Source organism: Flavobacterium sp. UBA7680 (assembly GCF_002482975.1).
Lineage (GTDB): Bacteria > Bacteroidota > Bacteroidia > Flavobacteriales > Flavobacteriaceae > Flavobacterium.
Genome location: NZ_DLHA01000022.1, coordinates 83,984 through 89,983 on the forward strand (window position 1 = coordinate 83,984; position 6,000 = coordinate 89,983).

The window sequence follows — 6,000 nt, forward strand, 5'->3', positions numbered from 1 at the left end:
TGAAACCGTATATCAAAAGTGACAAGTATTAGTTTAAATTAAATAGTTTAAATTAAAAGCATAAAAAAAATGACAACCATTTCTGATTGTCATTTTTTACTAATTCAAAATATTTACAATTATTTTTTAGCTTCTTTATTTTCTTCAGATTTTGCACCCATTCTGTTAACAGTATACATTGGTGCAAATTTAATTTTTAGACCGGCAATTTTTCTGTTATCTTCAGATGTAAGTCCTTCTTTTTCAACTGTATTTTTACGGCTGTCAAGTGCTTCATACATTAGTTTAACTTCATCCCAGTCTTCTCTTGAATATTTATCTTTGTTATCTTCAACAGTGTGAACAAATTGTTGATAAACACTGTGAATATTTTTAGCATTTACCCAGTCAAAATTCATATCATCGCCAATTTTTCCTTCACCAAATAAGGCGTTTCTTAATTGTTGTTTCGGACTTGGAGCTGGAGGGGCAAAAACGGTGGTCATCTCATTTTTAAACTCTTCATATTTAACTTTGCTCGCATTTATTTTTTCGGTCGCAGCCGAATTATCTTTTAAATCTGCTAACGCTGCCTGAGCTTCCTGAGATCTTCTGTCATATTCAGCATCAACTGCTTTCCAGTCTGCTTTTAAATTTTCTGCTGAAACATTTTTAACTGAATCGACGTAAGCTACATAAGCGTCAACTTTTTTCTGAGCTTGTTCTTGTTTTTCATCTTTACACGATGTAAAGCTTAATGCAATTAATGCGATTCCTAATACCATTTGAATATTTTTCATAATACTGATTGTTTTAATTAATTATAATCAAATTTACCAAATAGCTAAGCAAACAAATTACATTATTGTCATGTTTGAAAATTTAAAAACATTTTAATACTATAAAATTCATAAAATAATGACAATTATGCAAAATCAATCGGAAATGATATAACCGTTTCTGCTTTAAAAAGCATATTTATTTTAATACATATCTATTAAAAAGCTTTTGTAACAAAATCCATTTCTAAACTACTTATCATTTTTATGAAAAGTGTTTTGTACTTTTAAATCCAAAATTGTAAAACGAAATGGCAAATCCATTAATTAAAATAACTGACATAAGACGAGATTTTGTACTTGGTAATGAAATCGTCTATGTTTTAAAAGGAATTAATTTAGAAATCAACAAAGGCGAATATGTCGCTTTAATGGGACCTTCGGGATCTGGAAAATCAACTTTAATGAATTTATTAGGTTGTTTGGATACACCAACTTCCGGACGTTATGTTTTAAACGGAAAAGATGTCAGCCAAATGCGTGATGATGAACTAGCCGGAATTCGCAATACCGAAATCGGATTTGTTTTTCAAACTTTTAATCTTTTACCAAGAACTACGGCTTTAGACAATGTTGCTTTACCGATGATTTATGCCGGATATTCAAAATCAGACAGAAATGCGAGAGCAACTGAGGTTTTAAAACAAGTAAATCTAGCCGACAGAATGGATCACCAGCCAAATCAGTTATCTGGAGGACAACGCCAGCGTGTTGCCATTGCCCGAGCTTTGGTCAATAAACCTTCGATTATTCTGGCCGATGAACCAACAGGAAACTTAGACAGCAAAACTTCTGTAGAAATCATGAAGCTTTTTGGAGATATTCATGCACAAGGAAATACTGTAATTTTAGTAACTCACGAAGAAGATATCGCTGCCTACGCACACAGAGTTATTCGTTTGCGTGATGGTTTAATTGAAAGTGACACGACGAAATAATTATTCGTTTTTTTTTGTAAATCGAATAAATCTGTGGAAAAAATTACATTTGAAACTGAAAAAATTCCATTTAGGAAAAGGTTTGGAAAAGATATAAAAATTAAAATTTTAGTTTTTCTAATATTTACATTGATCCCAATAAATAAAGCTGGATTTAATATTATTTCTATACTTTTTATTCTCTTTTTTTTATTTGTGACATTATACTTAATCTATAATGAATCAAAAGTTTTTGTATATAAAATAGAATTTGATAATGAAAAATTAAATATTTTCGGGAGCAATTTCAATAATGATTGGATTGAAACCTTTGATATTAAAACAGTAAACATCCAAATTAAGGTTAGCGTATCAAAGACAGGATATGTAAAAGGATACACTTTAGTTTTTAAAAACACAAAGAAAAAAATTGTAGTGAACAAATTATACAATTGGAATAATTTCACACTATACATGATATTTATAGAGTTCAAGAAAAATAAAGGCGAAAAAATAATAATTGATGAGAAATCATTAATTGATGGAATAAAGAAAAAAGCAGAAGAAGATGGCGAATGGGAAAACTAATAAAAATTGCAAGTAACACCTTTATATAATTCACATCGCAAACTTAGTCTCTATAACTATCGGGATAGAATCTAAAGAAACAAGATTAACCCAAAGAGAAGAAAAACTTAGAATCTTAGCATCTCAGAACCTTAGCATCTTTTAAAAAAATGAAAGTATACACCAAAACAGGCGATAAAGGAACAACAGCTCTTTTTGGAGGCACGCGTGTTCCTAAAGATCATATCAGAATTGACAGTTACGGAACTGTTGATGAATTAAATTCCTATATCGGATTAATTCGCGATCAGGAAATCGATTCGAGTTATAAAACTATTTTAATAGAAATTCAGGATCGTCTTTTTACTGTAGGCGCCATTTTGGCAACTCCGCAGGAAAAAGAAGTTTTAAAAAACGGAGAACTCCGCTTAAAAAATCTCGGAATAATTGACTCGGATATCGAATTACTCGAAAACGAAATAGATAAAATGGAAGAAAGTCTTCCGCAAATGACTCATTTTGTTTTACCGGGCGGTCATCCAACCGTGTCACATTGTCATATTGCCCGCTGTATATGCCGCCGCGCAGAGCGTTTGGCAGTACATTTAAGTCATAATGAACACGTTCCCGAAATCGCAATTATGTACTTAAACCGACTTTCTGACTACCTTTTTGTCTTGGCACGAAAGTTGTCCTCAGACCTTAAAGCGGAGGAAGTGAAATGGATACCCAGAAAATAAATTTTCTGCAAATTCCAAATTTTTGAAATCCCAAATTCCAAAGAAAAAATTAAATTCTTTTGAATTTAGAAACATACAAAAATAACCTTCCAACATTGGGATTTGGAATTTAAATATTGATTTTTAAACGCCTTTTTTGGAATTTGAAATTTAAATATTGGAATTTAACAAGGGACGTTCTTAAATTTTATTAAAATAAATCAAATTTTACTTGTCTTTTTCAGTAAAAAATTTATTTTTGCACAAACTAAACAGATAACAGATGTATTGGACATTAGAATTAGCATCTTATTTAAGTGATGCGCCATGGCCTGCTAACAAAGACGAACTTATTGACTACGCTATTAGAGCTGGTGCTCCATTAGAAGTAGTAGAAAACCTTCAGTCAATAGAAGACGAAGGCGAGATATATGAATCAATGGAAGAAATTTGGCCTGATTATCCAACAGACGAAGATTATCTTTGGAATGAGGATGAATATTAAAAAATAAACCAAAGGAAAAAGTCTCATCATAGAGGCTTTTTTTTTGGTTCAAATACATATTATATAATAAAGAAATACAAATAAATTATGAGTTTCATAAATAGCATCATTAAGGTCTTTGTAGGTGATAAATCTCAAAAAGATGTCAAAGCTTTACAACCTTACTTAAACAAAATTAAGACTTTCGAAACTAGTTTAATGAGTTTATCTCATGACGAACTAAGAGCGAGAACCGCTTATTTTAAAGAAAAAATTAAAGAAGCAAGGGCAGATAAAGATGCTAAAATCGCTTCTCTAAAAGCTGAAGTTGAAAATATTGAGGATATCGACAAAAGAGAAGATATTTATGATGCAATAGACGCTCTTGAAAAAGAAGCTTATGAAATCTCTGAAAAAACTTTATTGGAAATTCTTCCAGAAGCGTTTTCTGTAGTAAAAGAAACGGCTCGTCGTTTTAAAGAAAACTCTCATATCGAGGTTACTGCAACTGCAAAAGACCGCGAATTCTCTGCAACAAAACCATATATTGTTATTGATGGTGAAAAATCTATCTGGGCTAACAAATGGAATGCTGCCGGAAAAGACATCACTTGGGACATGATTCACTATGATGTTCAGTTGATTGGTGGAATGGTTTTGCACGAAGGTAAAGTTGCCGAAATGCAAACGGGTGAAGGTAAAACTTTAGTAGCTACACTTCCATTATACTTAAATGCTTTGACTGGTAACGGAGTTCACTTAGTAACGGTAAATGACTACTTAGCAAAACGTGACAGCACATGGAAAGCACCTTTATTCGAATTTCACGGTTTATCTGTAGACTGTATCGATAATCACCAGCCAAGTACAGAACAAAGAAAAAAAGCTTACGATGCTGATATCACTTACGGAACTAACAATGAGTTTGGTTTTGACTACTTAAGAGATAACATGGCACACTCGCCTAGCGATTTAGTTCAAAGAAAACACAATTATGCTATTGTCGACGAGGTCGATTCTGTATTAATTGATGATGCAAGAACACCGCTTATTATTTCAGGACCAGTTCCGCAGGGAGATCGTCATGAATTTAATGAATTGAAACCAAAAATCGAAAACTTAGTTGCACAACAACGTCAGTTGGCGAATGGTTTCTTGGCAGAAGCTAAAAAATTAATCAAAGAAGGAAATACTAAAGAAGGTGGTTTCTTATTATTAAGAGCTTACAGAAGTTTACCTAAAAATAAAGCATTAATTAAATTTTTAAGTGAAGAAGGAATTAAACAATTGCTTCAAAAAACTGAAAATCAATACATGCAGGATAACAATCGCGAAATGCATAAAGTGGATGAAGCTTTGTATTTTGTAATTGAAGAAAAAAATAATCAGGTAGAATTGACTGATAACGGTATTCAATACCTTTCAGGAGATACAGATGCTGACTTTTTCGTACTTCCGGATATTGGAACTGAAATCGCTGCTATCGAAAAACAAAAACTGGACAAAGACGGTGAAGCTGAAGCTAAAGAAAGATTATTCCAGGATTTTGGAGTAAAAAGCGAGCGTATTCACACTCTTACACAGCTTTTAAAAGCGTATGCTCTTTTTGAAAAAGATGTAGAATACGTTATCATGGACAACAAAATTATGATTGTCGATGAGCAAACAGGTCGTATCATGGATGGTCGTCGTTATTCTGACGGTTTACACCAAGCGATCGAAGCTAAAGAAAACGTAAAGATCGAAGCTGCAACACAGACATTTGCTACAGTTACATTACAGAATTATTTCAGAATGTACAGCAAATTAGGCGGTATGACTGGTACAGCGGTTACAGAAGCTGGAGAGTTATGGCAGATCTACAAATTAGATGTTGTTGAAATCCCAACTAACCGTGGTATGTTGAGACAAGATAAAGAAGATTATATCTACAAAACAACACGTGAGAAATTCAACGCTGTTATTGAAGATGTTACTGAATTATCACAAGCTGGAAGACCAGTATTGATTGGAACAACTTCTGTAGAGATTTCAGAATTATTAAGCCGTATGCTTAAAATGAGAGGAATCACGCATAACGTATTGAATGCTAAAATGCACAAGCAAGAAGCACAAATCGTTGAAGAAGCTGGTAAAGCCGGAGTTGTAACTATTGCAACAAACATGGCAGGTCGTGGTACCGATATTAAATTATCTCCAGAAGTAAAAGCTGCCGGAGGTTTAGCAATCGTGGGTACAGAGCGTCATGATTCTCGTCGTGTTGACAGACAGTTACGTGGTCGTTCTGGTCGTCAGGGAGATCCGGGAAGTTCTCAATTTTATGTTTCTCTTGAAGATAACCTAATGCGTTTATTTGGTTCTGAAAGAGTTGCGAAAGTGATGGACAGAATGGGATTGAAAGAAGGTGAAGTTATTCAGCATTCTATGATGACTAAATCTATCGAACGTGCTCAGAAAAAAGTAGAAGAAAATAACTTTGGTGTTCGTAAACGTTT

The 6,000-nt window shown here is 33.1% G+C and carries 6 protein-coding genes; 5 read left to right on the forward strand and 1 reads right to left on the reverse strand.

Annotated elements, in window-relative coordinates; translation table 11 throughout:
- Positions 1-119: 119 nt before the first annotated feature.
- A complete protein-coding gene (locus tag B3C18_RS08800; RefSeq protein WP_291145519.1) occupies positions 120-779 on the reverse strand; it encodes a DUF6565 domain-containing protein in 660 nt (219 codons plus the stop codon).
- A 290-nt stretch (positions 780-1,069) separates the two neighbouring features.
- Here B3C18_RS08800 and B3C18_RS08805 point away from each other — a divergent pair, with 290 nt between their 5' ends.
- From B3C18_RS08805 to secA, 5 genes are all read left to right on the forward strand, one after another.
- Positions 1,070-1,756, forward strand: coding sequence for an ABC transporter ATP-binding protein (locus B3C18_RS08805; RefSeq protein WP_291145522.1), 687 nt, complete (start codon positions 1,070-1,072; stop codon positions 1,754-1,756).
- A gap of 33 nt (positions 1,757-1,789) precedes the next feature.
- A complete protein-coding gene (locus B3C18_RS08810) occupies positions 1,790-2,323 on the forward strand; it encodes a hypothetical protein (RefSeq protein ID WP_291145525.1) in 534 nt (177 codons plus the stop codon).
- A gap of 149 nt (positions 2,324-2,472) precedes the next feature.
- Positions 2,473-3,042: a cob(I)yrinic acid a,c-diamide adenosyltransferase gene (locus B3C18_RS08815; RefSeq protein WP_056201758.1), complete on the forward strand. Its 570-nt coding sequence runs from the start codon at positions 2,473-2,475 to the stop codon at positions 3,040-3,042.
- A 262-nt stretch (positions 3,043-3,304) separates the two neighbouring features.
- On the forward strand, positions 3,305-3,526 hold the full coding sequence (locus B3C18_RS08820; RefSeq protein WP_007138072.1) for a DUF2795 domain-containing protein: 222 nt from the start codon (positions 3,305-3,307) through the stop codon (positions 3,524-3,526).
- 87 nt (positions 3,527-3,613) lie between these two features.
- Positions 3,614-6,000: preprotein translocase subunit SecA (secA, locus tag B3C18_RS08825; protein WP_291145532.1), on the forward strand; the 2,387-nt coding region annotated here is incomplete at its 3' end.

Excerpts from the sequence above, each read along its gene's own strand:
- B3C18_RS08800 (WP_291145519.1), bottom strand. The coding sequence starts at position 779 with ATGAAAAATATTCAAATGGTATTAGGAATCGCATTAATTGCATTAAGC.
- B3C18_RS08815 (WP_056201758.1), top strand. The coding sequence starts at position 2,473 with ATGAAAGTATACACCAAAACAGGCGATAAAGGAACAACAGCTCTTTTT.
- B3C18_RS08820 (WP_007138072.1), top strand. The coding sequence starts at position 3,305 with ATGTATTGGACATTAGAATTAGCATCTTATTTAAGTGATGCGCCATGG.
- B3C18_RS08805 (WP_291145522.1), top strand. The coding sequence starts at position 1,070 with ATGGCAAATCCATTAATTAAAATAACTGACATAAGACGAGATTTTGTA.